This window comes from Actinomadura fibrosa, assembly GCF_900659615.1.
GTDB lineage: Bacteria > Actinomycetota > Actinomycetes > Streptosporangiales > Streptosporangiaceae > Spirillospora > Spirillospora fibrosa.
The window spans coordinates 1-17292 of record NZ_CAACUY010000022.1; the positions used below are offsets into that span (position 1 = coordinate 1).

At 73.4% G+C, this 17292-nt stretch carries 21 protein-coding genes; 10 read left to right on the forward strand and 11 right to left on the reverse strand.

What is annotated here, in order from left to right; translation table 11 throughout:
- Window positions 1-319 precede the first annotated feature (319 nt).
- From E1300_RS10995 to E1300_RS11005, 3 genes are all read right to left on the reverse strand, one after another.
- Complete coding sequence (locus E1300_RS10995) at window positions 320-1066, reverse strand: SCO6745 family protein (protein WP_131756794.1); 747 nt, start codon at window positions 1064-1066, stop codon at window positions 320-322.
- Window positions 1067-1265: 199 nt separating this feature from the next.
- A complete protein-coding gene (locus tag E1300_RS11000; protein WP_131756796.1) occupies window positions 1266-2540 on the reverse strand; it encodes a PP2C family protein-serine/threonine phosphatase in 1275 nt (424 codons plus the stop codon).
- 297 nt (window positions 2541-2837) lie between these two features.
- The gene (locus tag E1300_RS11005; protein ID WP_165502793.1) at window positions 2838-3377 is read right to left on the reverse strand and encodes a MarR family winged helix-turn-helix transcriptional regulator; all 540 of its coding nucleotides are present in this window, start codon (window positions 3375-3377) and stop codon (window positions 2838-2840) included.
- 312 nt (window positions 3378-3689) lie between these two features.
- Between E1300_RS11005 and E1300_RS11010 the strand changes: the two genes are divergently transcribed.
- The 6 genes from E1300_RS11010 to E1300_RS11035 all read left to right on the forward strand — a co-directional run bounded on the left by E1300_RS11010 (window position 3690) and on the right by E1300_RS11035 (window position 7783).
- Window positions 3690-4136, forward strand: a complete 447-nt coding sequence (locus E1300_RS11010) for an Hsp20/alpha crystallin family protein (protein WP_242619074.1) — start codon at window positions 3690-3692, stop codon at window positions 4134-4136.
- A 47-nt stretch (window positions 4137-4183) separates the two neighbouring features.
- On the forward strand, window positions 4184-4555 hold the full coding sequence (locus E1300_RS11015) for a MerR family transcriptional regulator (protein WP_131756800.1): 372 nt from the start codon (window positions 4184-4186) through the stop codon (window positions 4553-4555).
- A 182-nt stretch (window positions 4556-4737) separates the two neighbouring features.
- Window positions 4738-5091 carry a hypothetical protein gene (locus tag E1300_RS11020; RefSeq protein ID WP_131756802.1) on the forward strand — a complete coding sequence of 118 codons (354 nt, stop codon included), beginning with the start codon at window positions 4738-4740 and terminating at the stop codon, window positions 5089-5091.
- Window positions 5088-5516: a MerR family transcriptional regulator gene (locus tag E1300_RS11025; RefSeq protein ID WP_131756804.1), complete on the forward strand. Its 429-nt coding sequence runs from the start codon at window positions 5088-5090 to the stop codon at window positions 5514-5516. The genes E1300_RS11020 and E1300_RS11025 overlap by 4 nt, the downstream gene beginning before the upstream one ends.
- 29 nt (window positions 5517-5545) lie before the next feature.
- Window positions 5546-5878 carry a YnfA family protein gene (locus E1300_RS11030; protein WP_131756806.1) on the forward strand — a complete coding sequence of 111 codons (333 nt, stop codon included), beginning with the start codon at window positions 5546-5548 and terminating at the stop codon, window positions 5876-5878.
- 114 nt (window positions 5879-5992) lie between these two features.
- Window positions 5993-7783: an alkaline phosphatase family protein gene (locus tag E1300_RS11035; protein WP_207399640.1), complete on the forward strand. Its 1791-nt coding sequence runs from the start codon at window positions 5993-5995 to the stop codon at window positions 7781-7783.
- A 12-nt stretch (window positions 7784-7795) separates the two neighbouring features.
- Here the strand turns inward: E1300_RS11035 and E1300_RS11040 are convergent, their stop codons facing one another.
- The 3 genes from E1300_RS11040 to E1300_RS11050 all read right to left on the reverse strand — a co-directional run bounded on the left by E1300_RS11040 (window position 7796) and on the right by E1300_RS11050 (window position 9662).
- Window positions 7796-8629 (reverse strand): cytochrome c oxidase assembly protein, encoded by an 834-nt coding sequence (locus tag E1300_RS11040; RefSeq protein ID WP_131756807.1) that lies wholly within the window; start codon window positions 8627-8629, stop codon window positions 7796-7798.
- A complete protein-coding gene (locus tag E1300_RS11045; RefSeq protein WP_131756809.1) occupies window positions 8629-9201 on the reverse strand; it encodes a DUF2243 domain-containing protein in 573 nt (190 codons plus the stop codon). The genes E1300_RS11040 and E1300_RS11045 overlap by 1 nt, the downstream gene beginning before the upstream one ends.
- 101 nt (window positions 9202-9302) lie before the next feature.
- The gene (locus E1300_RS11050) at window positions 9303-9662 is read right to left on the reverse strand and encodes a hypothetical protein (RefSeq protein ID WP_131756810.1); all 360 of its coding nucleotides are present in this window, start codon (window positions 9660-9662) and stop codon (window positions 9303-9305) included.
- A gap of 246 nt (window positions 9663-9908) precedes the next feature.
- Here E1300_RS11050 and E1300_RS11055 point away from each other — a divergent pair, with 246 nt between their 5' ends.
- Window positions 9909-10199, forward strand: coding sequence for a hypothetical protein (locus E1300_RS11055; RefSeq protein ID WP_131756811.1), 291 nt, complete (start codon window positions 9909-9911; stop codon window positions 10197-10199).
- A 64-nt stretch (window positions 10200-10263) separates the two neighbouring features.
- Window positions 10264-11508 (forward strand): alpha/beta hydrolase, encoded by a 1245-nt coding sequence (locus tag E1300_RS11060; protein WP_131756813.1) that lies wholly within the window; start codon window positions 10264-10266, stop codon window positions 11506-11508.
- Here E1300_RS11060 and E1300_RS11065 read toward each other — a convergent pair.
- Genes E1300_RS11065 through E1300_RS11080 form a run of 4 tightly spaced genes read right to left on the reverse strand, consistent with a single transcriptional unit; the run spans window position 11492 to window position 14578 of the window.
- The gene (locus E1300_RS11065) at window positions 11492-12487 is read right to left on the reverse strand and encodes a M56 family metallopeptidase (RefSeq protein ID WP_131756815.1); all 996 of its coding nucleotides are present in this window, start codon (window positions 12485-12487) and stop codon (window positions 11492-11494) included. The genes E1300_RS11060 and E1300_RS11065 overlap by 17 nt on opposite strands.
- On the reverse strand, window positions 12487-12873 hold the full coding sequence (locus E1300_RS11070; protein WP_131756816.1) for a BlaI/MecI/CopY family transcriptional regulator: 387 nt from the start codon (window positions 12871-12873) through the stop codon (window positions 12487-12489). Before E1300_RS11070 ends, E1300_RS11065 begins: the two co-directional genes overlap by 1 nt.
- A 35-nt stretch (window positions 12874-12908) precedes the next feature.
- Complete coding sequence (locus E1300_RS11075; protein WP_131756818.1) at window positions 12909-13730, reverse strand: enoyl-CoA hydratase/isomerase family protein; 822 nt, start codon at window positions 13728-13730, stop codon at window positions 12909-12911.
- 59 nt (window positions 13731-13789) lie between these two features.
- On the reverse strand, window positions 13790-14578 hold the full coding sequence (locus E1300_RS11080) for an SAM-dependent methyltransferase (RefSeq protein WP_131756820.1): 789 nt from the start codon (window positions 14576-14578) through the stop codon (window positions 13790-13792).
- A gap of 401 nt (window positions 14579-14979) precedes the next feature.
- Here E1300_RS11080 and E1300_RS11085 point away from each other — a divergent pair, with 401 nt between their 5' ends.
- Entirely contained in the window at window positions 14980-15351 is a 372-nt protein-coding gene (locus tag E1300_RS11085; protein ID WP_207399641.1) for a hypothetical protein, read from the forward strand.
- 62 nt (window positions 15352-15413) lie between these two features.
- On the opposite strand, the gene E1300_RS11090 is transcribed toward E1300_RS11085, so the two are convergent.
- On the reverse strand, window positions 15414-16208 hold the full coding sequence (locus tag E1300_RS11090; RefSeq protein ID WP_207399642.1) for a MarR family winged helix-turn-helix transcriptional regulator: 795 nt from the start codon (window positions 16206-16208) through the stop codon (window positions 15414-15416).
- Between the two features lie 496 nt (window positions 16209-16704).
- Between E1300_RS11090 and E1300_RS11095 the strand changes: the two genes are divergently transcribed.
- Entirely contained in the window at window positions 16705-17289 is a 585-nt protein-coding gene (locus E1300_RS11095) for a dihydrofolate reductase family protein (RefSeq protein WP_131756823.1), read from the forward strand.
- The last annotated feature ends 3 nt before the right edge of the window (window positions 17290-17292 follow it).

Here is a 17292-nt window from a genome sequence, read left to right on the forward strand (position 1 = left end):
GTGAACGAGGCGGCCAGCGCCGCCGCGGCCAGCACCGCGAGCGCGCCGCGCCGCCGCGACCGGCCGCGAACGAGGGGGTGGGGTGGTCGCCCCATCGCGTTCTCCTTCCGGACGTGATCTGTCACGGGGCAACAATGGACGCCCGCCCCCTCGGGCGACACATATCCGCTGACGCAAAATCCGGCACGCTTTGTTGCCCGCCGACAACACGGCCCGCCCACCTCGGCGAACGATGCGGCCCCACGTCCGCCGACGGCGGTGTCAACCGGCGGTCGTGTCAGCCCGGTGCGTCAGTCGGCGGTCGTGCCGGCCTGGTGCGTCAGCCGAGGACGGCGGCGCCCGTGGCCCCCACCAGCCCGGCGAACTCGGAGCGCTCGGCGGGCGACAGCGCCCGCTCGTACACGGCCGCCGCGAGCCGGTCGGTCGTCGCCTCGGCCTCCCGGCGGCGCCCGACGAGCGCCGCGCAGTCGGGCAGGTCGCCCTGCCAGCCGAACATGCGCGCCTGCCCCGGCCCGTCGTCGGTGAGGATCGCCTCCAGCGGCGCCAGCCCGGCCGCCGTCGTCGCGGCCAGGTGCAGCGCGCCCCGCCACTCCCGCAGGACGTGCAGGAAGTGGTTCAGCCGCCCGGGACCCGCCTCCGGCGCCGGCTCCGCCCGCCACCCGCAGAACAGCGGCAGCCCCGAGCCCTCCGCCGCCCGTACGACCCGCTCGGCCAGCTCGGCGAGCCGCTCCACGCCCTCCAGCTCGGCCAGGCGCTCCTCGCCCCACGCCGCGCACGCGCGCCCGTACCGCCGCGCCGCCTCGCGCGCCCCGGCCACCGCCACGCCCTCGTCCCACATCGCCCGGACGAGCCCCGGCTCGAACCACCCCAGCGCGGCCACGACCACGTCCGCGTCCACGTCGCCGAGGACGCCGCCGCGTCCCGCGAAGTAGAACGCCAGAGGGTTGTCGAACCCCAGCTGCTTGCCGCGCTCCGCCGTCGTCCGGTCGAGCATCCACGCGGAACCCACGTCGTGCACGATCCGGTCGGCGGCCTTCACCGTCTCCGCGGCGCTCAGCCCGCCCATGGCACCTCCCGGCTCCCGGTCTCCAGGTAACCGGGAGGTTACTGCCTTCCGCGGGCAGGCGCGGAGGTTCCGGGCACCGGTCATCCGCGGGATTCGCCCGCCCCGGCGTCCGCCTAGCGTCGGACATGCCGGGACCGCGGCGTACCGCTGGGCAAACGGCCGCCCTCAGCGGTACGCCGCACCCGGCTCCAACCGGGGGCTAGTTCCAGTCGAAGCAGACGACCACGGCGTCGTCTGCCAGGTCGGTGCCCTCGTGATGCTCGATGAGCTCGTCGATGACGGCGAGCGGGACGTCGGCGGTGTCGCGCAGCCGGGCGCTGCGCGCGGCCTGCTCCAGCGCGTGCGTGCCGAACTCCCCGCGCGGGCCCCGGGCGGAGAAGACGCCGTCGCTGACGATGACGAGCCGGTCCCCGGACTCCAGCGGGAAGCGCTGCGCGCGGTACTCGGTGTCGGGGAACATGCCGAGCGGGAGCTGCTGCTCCAGCGGGACGGGCGTGACCTCCGTGCCGCGCAGCCGCAGGATCCGCGGGGAGCCCGCGTCGATGACGTGGACGACGCCGTCCGCGAAGTCGATCCGCATGACGAGGGTCTCGGTGAACTCCCGGCCGCCGTAGCGGACGTGGACCATGTCGTTCGCGAGGCTCGCCTGCTCGCCGATGTCGGCGCCGGAGCGGCGGGCGTTGCGCAGCGCGCCCACCGTCAGGGACGTCAGCAGCGCGGCCTGGATGCCGGTCCCCGCGCCGTTGGTGACGGTCAGCGCGAGGTGGTCGTGCTCGGCGGACCAGTCGAAGTTGTCGCCGCCGATCGAGTACGCGGGCTCCAGGTGCCCGGCCAGGCTGAACCGCTCGCCCGTGCACGCGTGCCCCGGCAGCAGCTGCCACTGCAACTCGGCGGCGAGGGTGAGGCGCTGCCGGCGCCGGGCCCGCTCGTAGCGGTCGGTGTGGTCCCACGCGACCTTGAGGGCCGAGCCGAGCACCTGGCCGATCTCGGCCAGCTCGTCCAGGTCGCCGCCGGCCCAGCCGCCCGTCGCGCCCAGCTCCAGGACGCCGAGCCGCTCGCCCCGCGCGGTGACCGGGACGAAGAGCGTCTGCGGCGGCGCGTCCGGGTCGCCGTCGCCGCCCTGGCCGCCGTGCCCGTCGAGGGAGCCGTCCGCGGACAGCAGGACGGGGCGGCGGGACACGAAGGCCCGCCCCGCGTCGGACCCGTGGATCCTGAGCGGCTCGGGCGGCTCCTCGGCCGCGGCCACGGCGGCGGCCACGGCGGACGGGGTGGTGTCGCCGGCCGGCGCGGGCACGGCCAGGAGCGGCGCGACCTGGAGCAGGAAGCGCGAGTGGTAGTCGTTCACCAGCAGCCGGGCGGAGGTGATCGGCGGGTACTCGTCCCGCAGCGTGGCGGCCAGCGTCTCGGGCAGCGAGTGCGCGGGGGCGAGGCGCAGCGCCCGTTCCACCTTGGCCGGGCGGCCGTGCGTGCTCATTGCGACCCCATCTCGTTGAACTCTCCCGTGAGAACGGCGGGCGTCCGGTACGCCGTGCCGGAGCCGCTCGCCCTCGTCCGCGCCCGTTCCGACGTGCGGCGACGGGGAGGCCGGCCGACCCCTCGACCGGCCGTCCGCGCGCGGACGCGGCGTCTCCGGCAGGTCCGTCTCGGCGCGGACGGAGGACCGCAGAGGAAGACTGTCAAAGAGTTTGCCGTATGGCAAATACTTGATGTTGAGGGTCGTCCGCGCGGTACCGCGAACCGCTGGCAACCGGGACGAAGCCGGTGGTCCGCGTCATGCGGACCGGGAGCCGAGCGCGCCCGGCGCGGCCGGATCCTGCCGGTCGCAGGCCTGGCCGAAGTCGGTGAGCGCGTCGATCAGCCGTCCCCGCGACGCCGGCGACATCTGCGCCAGCACCTCGCGGACGACCTCCCGCCGACGCCGCGCCAGCTCGGCGTGCAGCCGCTCCCCCTGGTCGGTGAGCCGGATGAGCGTCTCCCGGCGGTCGGCCGGGGCGCTCTCCCGCACCACGAGCCCGGCCGCCTCCAGCCGGTCGCACAGCCGGCTCGTCGAGGACGGGATCGCGCCGAGCTCCTCGGCGAGCCCGCCGAGGTTCAGCCGCCCGAAGCGGGCGACGGCCTCCACGGCGCGCAGCTGGATCGGCGACACCGCCGGCTCCAGCCCCTGGTCGGCGCGGCTCCACAGCAGCGCGGCGGTGCTCAGCACCCGTTCCACGGCGGCCGCGACATCGTCCGGGACGTCCGCCCGCCCGTCGCGGACCGGCTCGCCGCCGGCCGGATCGCCCGCGGACCGCCGCGATCCTCGCTGAGTCACACCCCCGCCTTTCGCATGGAGCCATCCGGTCGCGCCGCCGCGGCGGCGCCCCAGCGCCTCCCGCCGCGCCGGGCGGGAGGGTCGCGTCCGACCGTAGCCCAAGTTGGACGGGGCGCCACCACCACCCGCCCAATGCGATCACACCTGGAACGCGCGGAGGAAGGGCCGAAGCTGGTCAGACGGCGGACGAATCGGATCGGCGCACGGGGCTTGACAATCCAGGAGCACCTTACTTATAAATCTGGTTGTAGGTTTCCTCTGGCTCGGAGGACAGGTAGCGGGAGCCGCACCGCTCCCGGATCTTCGGAGGTGATGATGATGTTGCTGACGTCGATCGACCCGTTCGTGCAGGAGTTCGAGCGCCAGTTCGACCGGCTGACCCGGCAGGCCGCCGCCGAGGGCGCCGGGACCTCGATGCCGATGGACGGCGTCCGCCGCGCCGACGACGTCGTCCTGCGCTTCGACCTGCCCGGCATCGACCCCGGCTCCGTCGAGGTCACCGTCGACCGCGGCGTCCTGACGGTCACGGCCCGGCGCAACGAGGAGACCTCCGAGGGCGAGCGCTTCTTCGTCCGCGAGCGCGTCATGGGCTCCTTCGTCCGCCGCGTCTACCTGTCGGAGCACCTGGACGCCGAGGCCATCGAGGCGGCCTACGACAACGGCGTCCTCGCCGTCCGGATCCCCGTCCTGGAGCGGGCCCGCCCGCGCAAGATCGAGATCCAGACGGCGGGCGAGTCCGCGAAGGCCATCCGGAGCTGACGCGGAGCGCCCCCGAGCACGACGCGAACGAAGGGACGCTGGAGTACATGGTCGGTGGATCGTCCGGGGTGCCGGGGCTGGACGACGAGCACGCGCCGCTGTTCACGGTGGGCCAGGTCGCCTCGATGCTGGACGTCCAGCAGGCGTTCCTGCGGCGGATCGACGCGCACAACGTCGTGTCCCCCAGCCGGTCCGCCGGCGGGCAGCGGCGCTACAGCCGGCACGACATCGGCCAGGTGCGGCAGGTCGTGACCATGATGGGCGAGGGCATGACCCTCCCGTCCATCCGCCGCATCATCGAGCTGGAGTACGAGCTCGCGGAGGTCAGGCGGCAGCGCGACGACCTGGCCGAGCGGCTGGCCGCGCTCGGCCCGCCACCCGCCGGCGGCGAGGCGGGCGGCCCCCCGCCCGGTGCCTGACGCCTTCCCCCTCCCGCCAGGCACCGCGGCCCCTCGGGGCCCCCGCCAAGGCCCCGGTCCTCCAAGGACCGGGGCCACGCTGTTTGGGGCCGGGGGCTCGTGCTTGTTGCAAGCGGTACCCAGGTACGGGCTTAGCGTCGGAGTGAGGCGGCCGACGGCGCCGTCCTGGACGAGGGGCGAGCATGGGCGAGGCATCGGGTACGGGGGCATCGGCGGTCGGGGCGGCGGCTCCGGTCGCGTGCACGCTGCCGCCGGACGGCATGGCCGACCGGCTGGCGGAGATGGAGGCGCTGTTCGCCCGGGGGCTGACCGCGCTGGAGCGCGAGCCGCTGCAGTTGCGGCTGACGTTCACCGCGGCCGAGGAGGCGGGCGCACGGGATCTCTTCGCCCGCGAGCAGGAATGCTGCGCCTTCCTCACCTTCACCTATATACCGGTGGATTCCGGCGTGACCGTCGCGGTGACCGCGCCGCCGGACGCGGCGCCCACCCTCGACGGTCTTGAGGCCCTCGCGAACGCGGGGCTGCGGACGAGATGAGCGGGCACTACGAGGGCCTGCGCAGCGGCCAGCTCGCCGAGGCGGCCGGGGTGAACCCGCAGACGCTGCGCTACTACGAGCGGCGCGGACTGCTCGCCGACCCGGGGCGGACCCTGGGCGGGCACCGGCTCTACCCGCCGGAGGCCGTCACCGTCCTGCGCGTCATCAAGGCGGCGCAGCGGCTCGGCTTCACGCTCGACGAGGTCGCCGACCTGCTGGAGACCGCCCGCCACCAGCGGCGCGACGCGGGGCTGGCCGAGCGCGCCCGCGCCAAGCTGGACGAGATCGACCGGCGCATCGCGGACCTCGCCGCCGTCCGCGCGACGCTGCGGGAGGCGGTCGCCGCCGGTTGCGACGACCTCATGGAGTGCGCCCGGCACGAGCGCTGCCCGCTTCCGTTCGAGGACGCGACCCCGCGGTCCTGACCAGGGCGTCTCCGGGTACGGTGCGGGTCGTGACGGTTCTCAGGTCGCTCGCCCTGTTCGCCCTCGCCGCCGTCGCCGAGATCGGCGGCGCGTGGCTGGTCTGGCAGGGCGTCCGCGAGCATCGCGGCGCCCCGTGGATCGCCGGCGGGACCGTCGCGCTCGCCGCCTACGGGTTCGTGGCGACGCTCCAGCCCGAGGGCGGCTTCGGCCGCGTCCTGGCCGCGTACGGCGGCGTCTTCGTGGCCGGGTCGCTGGTCTGGGGGATGGTCCTGGACGGGTTCCGGCCCGACCGCTGGGACATCGCGGGCGCCCTCGTCTGCCTGGCCGGCGTCGTCCTCATCATGTACGCGCCGCGCGGCTGACCTCCGGTCCGGCGCCGGACTGAACCTTCGGCCGCCGCCGTCCGTACCACTAGTGCCGCCGAGTGTGGGCACGGTGGCGCTCCATTGAGGCCATGTGTGCGGGGGAGGGCGTTCGTGTCGTTGTTCACGCCTGGGGCGGCTCCGGGACCGGAGACCGAGTCCGAAGACCGGGAGTCCGCCGGGTCGGAGGAGGCCGCTGAGCTCCAGAGCACCGACGCCGACGCCGAGCAGAACGACGCGAAAACCGACAGCGCCGAAGCCGACGAGAAGGACGACGGCGGGTCGGCGCCGCGGCGATGGCGGTCGGTCGTCGGCTGGGCGGTCACCGTGGCGGCCGTCGCGCTCGTCCTGTTCGGGCTCCTCCTGCCGGACCAGCTCGTCCGCCTGACACCGGGCGCGTTCGCCCGCATCCCGATCGAGGGAGTGGTGGGCGCCGGGATCCTCCTCGTCCTGCCCGGACGGGCCCGGACGGTCGCGGCGGTGGCCGCCGGGACGTTCCTCGGCCTGCTGACGATCGTGAAGTGCCTGGACATGGGCTTCAACGAGGTCCTCGTCCGGCCGTTCGACCCGGTGCTCGACTGGGTGATGCTCCGTCCCGCCGTGGAGTTCGTGGACGGGACGTCCGGGCGCTCGGCGGCGGTCGGAGTCGTGATCGCCGTCGTGCTCCTGGTGGTCGCCGTGCTCGTCCTGATGGCCCTGTCGGTGCTGCGCATCGCCCGCGTCGCGGCCCGGTACCACCGTCCGGCCGCCGGCGGGCTGGTGGTGCTCGCCGCGGCCTGGGCCGCCTGCACCGCGCTCGGCGCGCAGTTCGTCCAGGGCGTGCCCGTCGCGTCGGACGGCTCGGCGACGCTGACCATGGCGCACGCGAAGCAGGTCGGCGCGAGCATCGACGACCGGAAGAAGTTCGCCGCGCAGGCCGCCGTCGACCCGTTCCGCGACACCCCGGGCGACAAGCTGCTGACCGGTCTGCGCGGCAAGGACGTCATGCTCAACTTCGTCGAGAGCTACGGCCGCGACGCCGTCGAGGACCCGGAGTTCGCGCCGCAGGTCGACGCCGTCCTGGACGACGGGACACGGCGCCTGCGAGCCGCCGGCTACTCGGCCCGCAGCGCCTGGCTCACGTCCCCGACGGCGGGCGGCGGGAGCTGGCTGGCGCACTCCACGCTGCTGTCCGGCCTGTGGATCAACAACCAGCAGCGCTACCGGACGCTCGTCAGCAGCGACCGGCTCACGCTGAACCGCGCGTTCCAGCGCGCGGGCTGGCGGAGCGTCGGGCTGGTGCCGGGCGTGAGCCGGGCGTGGCCGGAGAGCCGGTTCTTCGGCTTCGACAAGGTCTACGACTCCGACCACCTCGGGTACCGCGGCTCGCCGTTCGGGTGGGCGACCATGCCGGACCAGTACTCGCTGCTGACCCTGCACCGCACCGAGTTCGCGAAGCCGGACCATCCGCCGCTGATGGTCGAGATGCCCATGCTGTCCAGCCACGCCCCGTGGGCCCCGATCCCGCACATGATCGACTGGGACGCCGTGGGGGACGGCTCGGTCTACAAGCAGATGGCCGCGTCCGCCGACCAGCAGGGCTACGTCTGGAAGGACAAGACCCGCATCCGCGCCCAGTACCGCAAGTCGATCGAGTACACGCTGACCAGCCTCATCTCCTACGTGGAGAAGTACGGCGACAAGAACCTCGTGCTGATCTTCCTCGGCGACCACCAGCCGGCCCCGGTCATCACCGGCGAGAAGGCGAGCCGGGACGTCCCGATCACGATCGTCGCGCACGACAAGGCCGTCCTGGACCGCGTCTCCGGCTGGAACTGGCAGGACGGCCTGCGTCCCGGCAAGCAGGCGCCGCTGTGGGCCATGAGCGACTTCCGTAACCGCTTCCTCACGGCTTTCTCGTCCTAGCGAAAGACAGCGTCAGACTCCGGCCGGACGCGCCGTGGCCTCCGGGCCCCGCCGGGCGAGCCGCCGGGCGGGATGCCAGGTGGCGACGAGCGCGGCGGCGAGCAGCAGCTCGGCGATGTCCCCGCCGTAGTACATGAGCTCCGCGCCGCCGCGCACCTGCGCGATGGGCGCGTCCACGTCGATGAGGAACCCGCCGTACATGAGCTGCGAGATCGAGGCGTGCAGCGCGATCGCCGCCCCGAGGACGACCAGCCGCGCCGGGACGCCCGGGCGCGACGGCCCCGGGTCGGGACCCGCGATCACCCACGCGAACAGGTACCCCGCGAGCAGCAGGTGGAGGTGCAGCAGCCAGTGCAGGACCGGCCGCTCCGCGGCGGCGTTGTAGACCGGCGTCCCGTACACGACGGCCACGCTGCCGGCGCTCAGCAGCAGCGCGGTCACCGGGTGGGCCAGCAGCTCCGCGGGCCGGCTCCGCAGGACGGCGGTCACCTTCCGCGCGTGGACGGGCGGCAGCGCGCGCAGCAGCGCGGTCATGGGCGCGCCCAGCACCAGGGCGAGCGGCGCGTACATGCCGAGCAGCAGGTGCTGGATCATGTGGCCGCGGAAGTCGTGGTGCGCGAACGGCGCGACCGGCGGCAGCAGCGCGACGCCGATGAGGGCGCAGCCGGTGAGGAAGGCCGCGGCCCGCGCGAAGGTCTGGGTCCGGGCGCCGGGGCGGTCGCCTGTCCGATGCCGCGCCCGGACGACCACCGCGAGGTAGGCGACCGCGAGAGCGATCACTCCGGCCGCCACGAGCGGCGTCTGCCAGCCGGACCCGCCGTCCGCGTGCATCTGGTGGTCGTGCATCAGGCGGCCCCGTCCTGGTGGGCGGCGCCGGTCGGCGGCGGCCTGCGTCCGGGTTCGAGCGGCCTTCCGCCGCGCTGGACCAGGTGGCCCGCGGCGATGAGCGCGGCGCCCAGCACGAGGAACCCGATGTCCCACCAGATCTCGTGCTCGCCTCCGCGCACGTGGTGGATGCCGAGGACCTGGTGGTCGATGATGCCTTCGACCAGGTTGAACAGGCCCCAGCCGACCAGCACCCAGCCCCACAGGACCCGCGACGTCCACACCCGCCTCCGCTCGCGGGTGACCCGCGAGTACAGGATGGCGAGGCCGGTCAGCACCGAGAGCCAGCACACGACGTGGAAGATCCCGTCCCACACCGTGTTCATCTGGAGCCCCGACACGGTGTGGGGCGAGTAGTACTTCACCCCGATGTTGTCGGTGTTCGTACTGGTGAGCATGTGGTGCCATTGCAGAAGCTGGTGCAGCAGGATGCCGTCGACGAACCCGCCCAGCCCCACGCCCAGCACGATTCCTGGGGCCCGCAGGCTGGTCGGCGCGCGGTCCGTCCCGCGCTCGACGCCGGTGGCCGTCATCGCTTCTCCGATCGGAAGGCGGCGCCGGCCTCATTCGATCTCGCGCACCGGCCCTCCGAGCCCTTTCCCGAGATCCATCCCGGAAACCAGCGGCCCGGGGATCAGAAGTCGGGTTCCGGCGGACGGCGCGTGGCGGCCTCGAAGGCCCGCCGGTAGCGGGCCTTGCCTCGGGGAGCCCGGTTGACGGGATCGCGCGGGTCGGTCGGATCGCTGGGCGGTGTCCGGCGCGGATCGACCCGCACGCGCGGTACCGCCCGGTAGTCCTGCCCGGGCACCGGGGCGACGTCCTCGGCGCGGACGCGGGCGTGCTTGCCGGTGTATCCGTCCCGGGCGATCTCGATCCAGATCACGCGGGCCCACCATGACCGGTCGGGATGGCGCTCCCACGCGACCAGGTAGGCCGGGCCGCCGGTGACGCGGTAGGCGACGACGGGTGGAACGTTCCCCACGTCAGCGGCCACCGTGCTCGAACATACGTTCCAGTATGCCCTGTCCAAGCCTGTGGCCAGGCAAGACGTGGACCGGACCGGCTTTCCGAGGAAGGAAGAACGGCCGAGAGCGTCCCGTAGTGCCCGACTCTGATTGCCGCTACCGGACGGGCCGGGCTCCCACTGGAACCGCGGTGCGCGCCCTGTGTGCGGTAATGTCGGCGGCACAAGTTCTACAGACTTGTAGTAGGCGAGCAGGGCATCGGAAGCGGAGCAGCCATGACGATGAGACGGGGCCTGGCCGTCGCGGCCGGGATCGGGATCCTGCTCGTCCTCGGCCGGGCATCCTCAGGGCCGCGGCAGGGAACGCCCGGGGGTGGCGCTCCGGCGATGCCGATCCCGTCCGTCCTGCGGCTGCACGCCCCCCGCCCACCGGGCCGCCCCGACCGCGACTTCATCGTGTCCGACACCCGGTCCGCGGCGAGGAGCCTCACCCGGCGGGGGAGCCCGGGCGAGAGCCGGGCCATGATCGGACGAGCCGACGCCGTCGCCGACGAGCTCGGCCGATGAGCGCCCGTCCTCGCGCCACGGGACGCACGCCGGGCGATCCGGCCGCGCCGGGAACGGAGGAGGCATGCCGGGACCGCAGAGCATCCTGGTGTTCACCCTGCTCATCGCCGCCTTCGCCGCGCTGAGCTGGCTCCCGTACCGGGTACCGCACGTCCTGGTGCGGATCGCGTCCGCGGTCGCGGCGTTCGCCGTCGCGACGGTCTTCGGCATCGCCGCGGTGAACCGGTACTACGACTACTACACCGGCTGGGGCGAGCTGTTCACCGACCTGTCCGGCGGGACCGGCCGGCACCTGTCGAGCCTCGGCCAGGTGAACGGCGACCTCGCCCAGCGCAGATCCGCCCCCGGCGGGAGGCTGGTGAAGACCGTCCTCACCGGGGAGCGCAGCGGGATCACGCGCACCGTGGACCTGTACTTCCCGCCCCAGTACTTCGACCCCGCCTACGCCACGCACCGGTTCCCCGCGGTCGAGCTCCTGCACGGCGCGCCCGGCCTGCCCACCGACTGGTTCGAGCGGATGCACGCCCCGCAGGTCCTGCGGCAGGAGATCGTCACCGGCCGGGCCCGCCCCGCCGTGCTGGTCATGCCCGACGCCAACGGAGGCCGCGCCTACTCCGAACAGTGCCTGGACGAGGCCGGCGCGCCCCGCGACGAGACCTTCCTCGCCGTCGACGTGCCCACGCAGCTCGCCGGGATGGCGCGGCTCCAGCCGCCGGGGCCCGGCTGGGGCGTCGCGGGCTTCTCCGAAGGCGGCTTCTGCGCCGCCAACCTCGCGCTCCGCCACCCCCGCGCCTACGCGGCGGCGGCCGTCATGAGCGGCTACTTCGCGCCCCTGCGGTTCGACAAGATCCCCGGCGGGCGGCGCGACCCCTTCGGCCACGACCGGAGGCTGCGCGACCAGAACGACCCGCTGCTGCGCGTGCGGACGCTCGGCGCCCGCGCGCACGTCCCGCGGTTCTGGCTCGCGGCGGGCACCGGCGCCGGCGGCGACGTCGCGCTCGCCGCCGAGTTCGCGGCGGCACTCCGCGACCACCACGCGTTCGCGCCCCTCGACCTCGTGAAAGGCAGCGGCCACAACTACCGGACGTGGCGCGCGGCGCTCCCGGCGATGCTGAGCTGGATCACCGAGCACGTCGCCTCCTTGGACGCGGGGGCCGGAGGCCCCGACGTCCGGCCCGCCCCCGCACCGTCCGAACGCGGCGTACGGCCCACCCTGGGGCCGTCCGGCACACCGACGAAGCGGCACACCGGCAGGCGACCCGCACCGAGACCGTCCGGCACCCCGGTCCAGGTCAGTGCCGGAGCATGACCGCCTGCGCGCCCGCCCGGTGCGGCGCGGCCGCCTGCTCATGCTCGAACACGTCGTACACGTTGACCGCGCCGTCCTGGACGGTCAGCACCGCCACCACCGCCACGGCGACGGCGGCCATGACCAGCCCCGGCCGCGCGGGCGGCGGCGCCTTGAGCAGCGCCGCGACCCTGCGCGGCACCGGACCGGGCCGCGAACCGCGGAACCGGGACACGGCCCCCGGCACACCGCCGCCGACGCCGAGCGCCGCCGCCGGGCCGGACCCGGACGGGCGGCCGACGGCCAGCGCCGCCTTGCCGATCGCCCGCGCCGTCATCGCGCGGTCGCCGACCGCCGCCGCCGCGGCCTCGTCCGCCCACCGCTCCGTCGTGAACGCCACCGCGCCCCGCAGCGGCCAGAGCAGCGGATTCGCCGCCGTCGCCACGGCCGTCACCGCGCGGAACAGATGGTGGCGCCCGCTCACGTGAGCGCGCTCGTGCGCCAGCAGGGCGCGCCGCTCCCCGTCCGACAGGATCGCGAGCATCCCGGTGGAGACCACGATCCGCCCGGGACGTCCGGGCAGCGCGAACGCCTCGACGGCCGGATCGTCCAGGATCGTGACGTCCCCGTCGCCGGGCAGGCTCCGCGCCGTGCGCGCGGCCGCCCGCAGCGCCCGGACCTGCCGGAACGCCGTCCGGAAGGCCGCCGGCACGCAGCCGGCCAGCACGGCCGCCGCGACCGCCGCGGTCACGGCACCGGGGTCGTCACCGCGGTGCGGCACCCGCTCGGACAGGTGCCCGAGGACCGCGACCGGCTCCAGCCGCAGCGCCCCGCCGAGCGCCAGCACCCCCAGCGCCGCCGCGCCGCTGCCCGCCAGCACCGCGCCGATCAGCGTCAGCAGCCAGGTCGCCGTGCGCGGCGGCAACCGCGCCGACAGCGGCCCCGCGGCGCAGGCCCCGACCAGCGAGATCAGCAGCGGAAGGTAGCCGTCGGCGTCCATCAGCCGTCCTCGCCGGGCCGGTGCGCCCGCTCGCCGAGCAGCTCCCGCAGGAGGCTCTCGTCCCGGTCGGACAGGGCGCCGACGAACCGCGCGAGCACCGCGTCCCGGTCGGACCGCCCCCGCATGACCTCGTGCATCCGTCGCGCGGCCAGCCCCGGCTCGTCGCTCACCGGCTCGTAAGCGAAGGCGCGGCCGGCCTTGGCCCGCGCCAGCAGGCCCTTGGACGTGAGACGGGTCAGGATCGTCACGACGGTCGTGTAGGCGAGGTCGGCCTCAAGGCGCTCCTGCACCTGCGCGGTCGACAGCGGCTCCCCGGCCCGGTGCAGGACCGCCATGATCTCCGACTCCAGCGCCCCGGCGGCGCGCCTCCGGTCCCGCCCGGCCATCCGGTGCCTCCTTCTACACGGCGGTAGAAGCCACTCTAGGACGTCGCGCCGGGAAAGCCGAAGCGCTTCACCCGCTCCAGGAAGTCGGGCGAGTTCATCATGCCGCTGACGACGAGCCGGTCGATGTGGCGCTGCGCGGTGCGGTCCGAGACGTCCGCGTACATGTCGACGGCGAGCTTCGCCACGCCGAGCGTCTCCGCCGGGATCTCCATGAGCTCGCGGCAGAACGCGTACACGTCGTCCAGGAAGGTCTCCGCCGGGAAGACGTCATGGACGAGCCCGATCTGCTTGGCCTGCTCCGCCCCCACACGGCGTCCGGCCATCGCCATCCACTTGCCCCACGCCGGACCGACCAGCCTGGTCAGCCGGCTCGTGCCGCCGCTCCCGGCGACCACCCCGAGGCGCACCTCGGGCACGCCGAACTCGGCCTCCGGCGTGCAGAACCGGAAGTCGCAGGACACCGCCATCTCCACCCCGGCGCCGAGGCAGATGCCCTGCGCCGCCACGATGACCGGCTTCTCGATCGTCTCGAACTCGTCGTAGAGCAGATGGTGGCTGCGGTAGTTCCGGCGGAAGTTCCAGCCCGGATGCAGGTGCTCGGTCTCCGGGTCGCCCGGCCGGTCGCCCACCGGCGCCGACAGGTCCACTCCCGCCGTGAAGTACGGCCCCGTCCCGGTGATCACCAGGCAGCGCAGGTCGTCGCGGTCCGCGAGGAGCCCGGCGGCCCGCCACAGCAGCGCGGTGACCTGCGGGCTGATCGCGTTCCGCTTGGCCTGCCGGTCGATCGTCACGGTGAGGACGCCGTCCCGCTCCGTCAACCGCGCATGCGCCCCGGCCGCGTCCCGCTCGTTTCCCATACGGACCGTATATTCCATACAGAATCAGAAAGCAAGATCGCCACCGCCGTACGGCCGCCTCAGCGGCGGGCGACCCCGGCGTACATCCACCGGGTGCCCTCGCCCGGCCGGTCGGGCCGCCACTCCGGAACCCACACCACCCCGGGCTCCAGGAGGTCGAACCCCTCGAAGAACGCCGTGATCTCGTCCCGGTTCCGGCTGTGGATCTGCACGGTCGCGTTCTTCCAGGCCTTCACGACCTCGTCGCCGCTCTCCGGATGCCCCTCGACGGTGCTGTGCGACACGACCAGCAGGCTGCCCGGGACCATCGCGTTTCGGAAGGTTCCAATGATGTCGCGCACCTCGTCGTCCTCGGCGAAGTGCAGGATGGCCAGCATCAGGACGGCCACCGGCTTGTCGAAGTCGATGAGCTCCCGCACCCGCGGGTTCTCCAGGATCCCCGCCGGCTCCCGCACGTCCGCCTGGATGACGATCGTCGTGTCGGACGGCGGCAGCAGCGCCCGCGCGTGCACCAGAACAATCGGGTCATTGTCGACATAGACCACCCGGGCGGCCGGGTCGAGCGCCTGCGCGACCTCGTGCACGTTGCCAAGCGTGGGCAGCCCGGTCCCGAGGTCGATGAACTGGGTGATCCCCGACTCCACGGCGAACCGCACGGCCCGTCCGAGGAACGCCCGGTTCTCCCGCGCCGCCCGCGGCACGTCCGGCCCGGCGTCCGTGGCCACCTTCGCCGCCGCCCGGTCGATCGCGAAGTTGTCCTTGCCGCCGAGGAAGACGTCGTAGATGCGCGCCGGGCTGGGACTGCTCACATCGATCCCGGGCGGCGCGTACTCCTCGTGATCTGCCACCTTTCGATCATGCCCGATCGGTCACCCGCAGGCAGCCGACTTCCGGAGAACCACCGCGGGCCCCCGCGTGATCACCGCCACTCATGCGCCAAGGTGCGCGGAGGAGTTCGGTCAAGACGCGTGCCACAGGAGGCCGGATCCGGCCAGCCATACCGAGCCTGGAAGGCATCACCCCAGGTGACGGCCTTGTTCCCCGATCGGGCACTCTCCGTAACCACCCCTTGCAAACCCTCCGTAATTAATCAACCACACAGAGCTATAGACACGATAGGTCACAGGATTGACACTCTTCGTGTTCGATCCTTGTTGGATTCCCGCCGCCCGTGCCCACCGGACACCCCCCGCTCGTTCCGTCCGCTCCCGGGCACTCGGCGGCGCGGATGACCGTCGAAGGAGAGCAGATGCCGTCGATGAGGACCACCGCTCTGGCCCTGGCCGCGACCGCGGCCGCGACCGGCCTGGTGACGACCGGCGCCGCCAGCGCCCAGAGCACGCACGCCCCCGCCCGCCCGGCCGCCGCCAAGGCCGCCGCCCTCCCGCCGGGCTACCAGCTCATAGGGCTGCCCAACGCCAACGTCCCCAACTTCCAGCGCCGCGTCATCTACTGCCCGGGCACCAAGCACGTCCTCGGAGGCGGCGGCGAGGCGCGCGGCAACGGCGCCATCCTGGTCGGCTCGTTCCCCACGGACGACGCCCGCGGCTGGATCGTGCTCGGCCGCCAGATCGGCTACAACGACGTCGGCATCAGCGCCTACGCGATCTGCGCCGACTGACGCACCCGTCCCAACGCCGGGCCCGGCCGCTCCCGCGGCCGGGCCCGGCCCGCGAAGCCAGCTCAGCCTTCAACGGCCCGAACCGCCGCAGCGATCGGGTCGAGCCCCGCGATCAGCTCGTCGAGCTCCTCCGCGCTGAGCACGTCGAACGCCGGCGCCGCCAGCTCGTCGGTGAGGTCCTCGATCCGCTGTTTGGTCTCCCGCCCGGCATCGGTGAACCCGCCGTCGCCGTCCACGAGACCACGGCGGCGCAGCCCGTCGACGACCGCACCGAGCTGCGCCTTGGGCAGGTGATGGACCCTACCGAACTCCTCCGCCTTCATCCCGAGGGCGAGAGCCATGAGGACGTGGGCCTCGGTGCCGCCGATCCCGTGGGCGACGAGGGCGGCGTTGTGGCCGTCCCCGCGGTACTCGCGCAGGAGCGTCGTCGCGTGCCAGAGCCTGGCCACCGGCTCCTCGGGCACGTCGAGCGCCCGGAGCCCGGCGTACAGGACCCGCCCCTCCATCGGAGCGCTGACCGCCGCCCGGGTGGCGAGGTCGGCGACCCGCACCAGACCGGGGGAGCCGGCGAGCTCCCCGATCATCTGCCGCAGCGCGTCGGCGCTGCTCCGCTCCCTGATCGCGAGCGCCTCCTGCGGCGTGACCTTCCCCCAGACCCACGGGATGTGGCGTGCCACCTCGCCCTCGGCGAAGTTGTAGAAGACCGCGTGCACCACCTCGGCCGGCGCCAGCCCCAGCGGCGCGGCCCGTCCAGCGAAGTATCCGTCCCAGTAGTTGCGCATGCCCACGGCCAGGAACGCCTCGTTCGGCACCTCGGAGAAGGTGACGGTGGCGACCGGCTCGATGAGCTCCGCCATACGCTGAACCTTGGCCTGCGAGTGCGACATCGGCTTCTCCTCTGATCGTGACAACGGCCTCTCACCATGGCTACGAACACCCCACCCCCAATCCGACACCCCACCCCAACTTCCTTCGAAAAACCTCGAACCCGGGGGACACGCCCGAACCGAACACCCTCCCCGGCTGTACGCTGCGCGGCGTGATCGGAACCGCGTTGACATGGCTGGCGATCGCCTCAGTGGCCTGCCTCGGCTTGGTGATGGCGCTCGTGCTCCCGCTCATAGCGGAGGACTGGTCCATCCTGAACCGCGCATGGATAGCACTAGGCGGGCTCGGAATGCTCGGATGGTGTGCCCGACAGACCAGGACGCGTCTAGCCCGGTAAGGACCGTAGCCTCGAAAGCCCCGAGCGAGAGGCAAGAGCAAGGCGCCGTATGAACGAGGCGCTCCGACGGGTCTCCTTCGCTCGCCCGGTCTACCCTCCCGGAACCGACTGACGGAAGGCGTGGCGCTGTGCGGAAACTGATCTACGGCATGAACCTCTCCCTGGACGGCTACATCTCCGCGCCCGGCGACGACCTCGGCTGGAGCGCGCCGAGCGATGAGCTGTTCCAGTGGTGGCTCGATCAGGAGCGCGCGATCAGCCTGTTCCTGTATGGACGCCGCCTGTGGGAGACCATGAGCGCCTACTGGCCGACCGGCGACCAGCAGCCGGACGCCACCCCGGCGCAGATCGAGTTCGCGCGGAACTGGCGGGACACGCCGAAGGCGGTGTTCTCCTCAACGATCGACAAGGTCGACTGGAACGCTCGCCTGGTCACCGGCGACGCGATCGCCGAGATCACCCGGCTCAAGGCCGAGGACGGCGGGCCGATGAGGGTCGGTGGCGCGACCCTCGCCGGGGCGGCCATGCGGGCCGGGCTGATCGACGAGTACGAGATCGTCACGCATCCGGCCCTCGTGGGCGGCGGCAAGCCCTTCTTCACCGCGCTGGAGAGCTGGGTGAACCTGAACCTGGTGGAAACGCGGACGTTCCCCGGCGGCGTGGTCCTGACCAGGTACGAGACGAAGGAACATCCGGTCGACCCCAGCTCGTAGCGC

Coding starts and splice junctions, on each gene's coding strand:
- E1300_RS10995 (WP_131756794.1), bottom strand. CDS start 1,066: ATGGGCGGGCTGAGCGCCGCGGAGACGGTGAAGGCCGCCGACCGGATC.
- E1300_RS11045 (WP_131756809.1), bottom strand. CDS start 9,201: ATGACGGCCACCGGCGTCGAGCGCGGGACGGACCGCGCGCCGACCAGC.
- E1300_RS11025 (WP_131756804.1), top strand. CDS start 5,088: ATGAGCGGGCACTACGAGGGCCTGCGCAGCGGCCAGCTCGCCGAGGCG.
- E1300_RS11065 (WP_131756815.1), bottom strand. CDS start 12,487: ATGGACGCCGACGGCTACCTTCCGCTGCTGATCTCGCTGGTCGGGGCC.
- E1300_RS11020 (WP_131756802.1), top strand. CDS start 4,738: ATGGGCGAGGCATCGGGTACGGGGGCATCGGCGGTCGGGGCGGCGGCT.
- E1300_RS11015 (WP_131756800.1), top strand. CDS start 4,184: ATGGTCGGTGGATCGTCCGGGGTGCCGGGGCTGGACGACGAGCACGCG.
- E1300_RS11055 (WP_131756811.1), top strand. CDS start 9,909: ATGACGATGAGACGGGGCCTGGCCGTCGCGGCCGGGATCGGGATCCTG.
- E1300_RS11000 (WP_131756796.1), bottom strand. CDS start 2,540: ATGAGCACGCACGGCCGCCCGGCCAAGGTGGAACGGGCGCTGCGCCTC.
- E1300_RS11060 (WP_131756813.1), top strand. CDS start 10,264: ATGCCGGGACCGCAGAGCATCCTGGTGTTCACCCTGCTCATCGCCGCC.
- E1300_RS11040 (WP_131756807.1), bottom strand. CDS start 8,629: ATGCACGACCACCAGATGCACGCGGACGGCGGGTCCGGCTGGCAGACG.
- E1300_RS11075 (WP_131756818.1), bottom strand. CDS start 13,730: ATGGGAAACGAGCGGGACGCGGCCGGGGCGCATGCGCGGTTGACGGAG.
- E1300_RS11085 (WP_207399641.1), top strand. CDS start 14,980: ATGCCGTCGATGAGGACCACCGCTCTGGCCCTGGCCGCGACCGCGGCC.
- E1300_RS11090 (WP_207399642.1), bottom strand. CDS start 16,208: ATGGCGGAGCTCATCGAGCCGGTCGCCACCGTCACCTTCTCCGAGGTG.
- E1300_RS11010 (WP_242619074.1), top strand. CDS start 3,690: ATGATGATGTTGCTGACGTCGATCGACCCGTTCGTGCAGGAGTTCGAG.
- E1300_RS11070 (WP_131756816.1), bottom strand. CDS start 12,873: ATGGCCGGGCGGGACCGGAGGCGCGCCGCCGGGGCGCTGGAGTCGGAG.